The sequence below is a fragment of the Vibrio sp. Vb1574 genome (genome assembly GCF_033338675.1).
This window is the reverse complement of record NZ_JAWOTC010000236.1, coordinates 1-1,332: the sequence shown is the minus strand read 5'-3', so window position 1 is coordinate 1,332 and position 1,332 is coordinate 1. Positions and strand designations below refer to the sequence as shown.

The following is a 1,332-nucleotide window of genomic DNA, read 5'->3' as shown; positions in this document are numbered from 1 at the left end:
AGCTCTTTGTCTGGCGTTCACTTGCCGGCATTTTCTATACCTCAGACGATATACAAACCTTACAAACGGGCATTGACAAGGTGCTCCAAGGCGATATGTGGTTCAGTCGTAAATTCGCACAACAGTACATTACTCACCTGCGTCGTCATAGCAGGCCAATTAATAAGAACGTTCCGGCAATATTGACCAAACGGGAACAACAGATCATTACGTTTTTATCTATGGGGGCCTCTAATCAACAAATAGCTGAGCAGTTATTTGTAAGCGAAAATACGGTTAAAACGCATCTTCACAATATTTTTAAAAAGATTGATGTAAAAAACAGAGTGCAAGCGCTGATTTGGGCGAAAGAAAATATATCAGAACAATCTATAGTAGTTGTTTGATTTTATAAAAATCGATGTCTGACTAATTTAGTGCATACTCATATTTAGTCAAAAATAGATCATGTTAAAAGTGTTTCTTTTATGAGAAACACTTTTTTTGTTTCTATTTTTAATAAATTAATAATTCAAAAAAGTAGCAAATAACTTTACTCTGTTGTCTAGCACTTAGATATGAACTTGAGTGCTGACGATTAACTACGAATTTAATAATGTTAAGTTAATGAAAGTATGAGAAACATTATGGAACAGTACACGGAAAAGCCTGAAATCCTAATGCTCACTCAACAAAGTTTACAGAGTGAAAACTTTAAGGAAATGCTTTCTAGAAATACAGGAACAAAGATAACGATCATCGATGCTAAAAACCCTAGCTATCATGAACTCATCCCAGATCGTTACTTTTTATTGGTTGACTTTTCAGTTGATACACCTTCTGACACTTTAGTTTATCTAAAGGATAGCAATAAAGTGCTAGGTACTATCATGCTTAATCTGGGTTATGACTTAGATACCGAAGAGCTAGCGTCTTGGCCTCATGTCAAAGGCATATTTGGTCCATTGGACTCTATGGAAAAGGTTTGTCGAGGATTAGGGGCCATTGTTAAAGGAGATAATTGGCTATCAAGAAAATTGCTGGATCAATTGGTAAATTATTACAAAGGAAAAGAATCGAATAACGTTGTAGAGCCTGCGATTGAAGTAGAACTGACACGGCGTGAAATACAAGTTCTGAAAATGTTGAAAGAAGGCGGTTCAAATATGGAAATAGCTGACTCACTCTTTATCAGCGAACATACTATTAAATCGCATCTATACAATATTTTTAGAAAGTTAGAAGTGAAAAATAGGACGCAAGCCACAAGTTGGGCAAAAAGAAACCTCTAGTACTAGGAATAACTGCATGTAATTAAAAGAAAACAATAGATAAAGTACTAAGTTTTATATT

The 1,332-nt window shown here is 34.8% G+C and carries 2 protein-coding genes; both read left to right on the top strand.

Features of this window, described 5'->3' with window-relative positions:
- A partial coding sequence (locus R7O12_RS25120) for a LuxR C-terminal-related transcriptional regulator (protein ID WP_318126774.1) occupies positions 1 to 386 on the top strand: 386 nt, incomplete at its 5' end.
- A 228-nt stretch (positions 387 to 614) separates the two neighbouring features.
- Complete coding sequence (gene cpsQ / locus R7O12_RS25115; protein WP_318126772.1) at positions 615 to 1,271, top strand: cyclic-di-GMP-binding transcriptional regulator CpsQ; 657 nt, start codon at positions 615 to 617, stop codon at positions 1,269 to 1,271.
- Positions 1,272 to 1,332: the final 61 nt, after the last annotated feature.

Bases quoted from the DNA above. Each gene is read 5' to 3' on its own strand.
- cpsQ (WP_318126772.1), top strand. From the start codon at position 615: ATGAGAAACATTATGGAACAGTACACGGAAAAGCCTGAAATCCTAATG.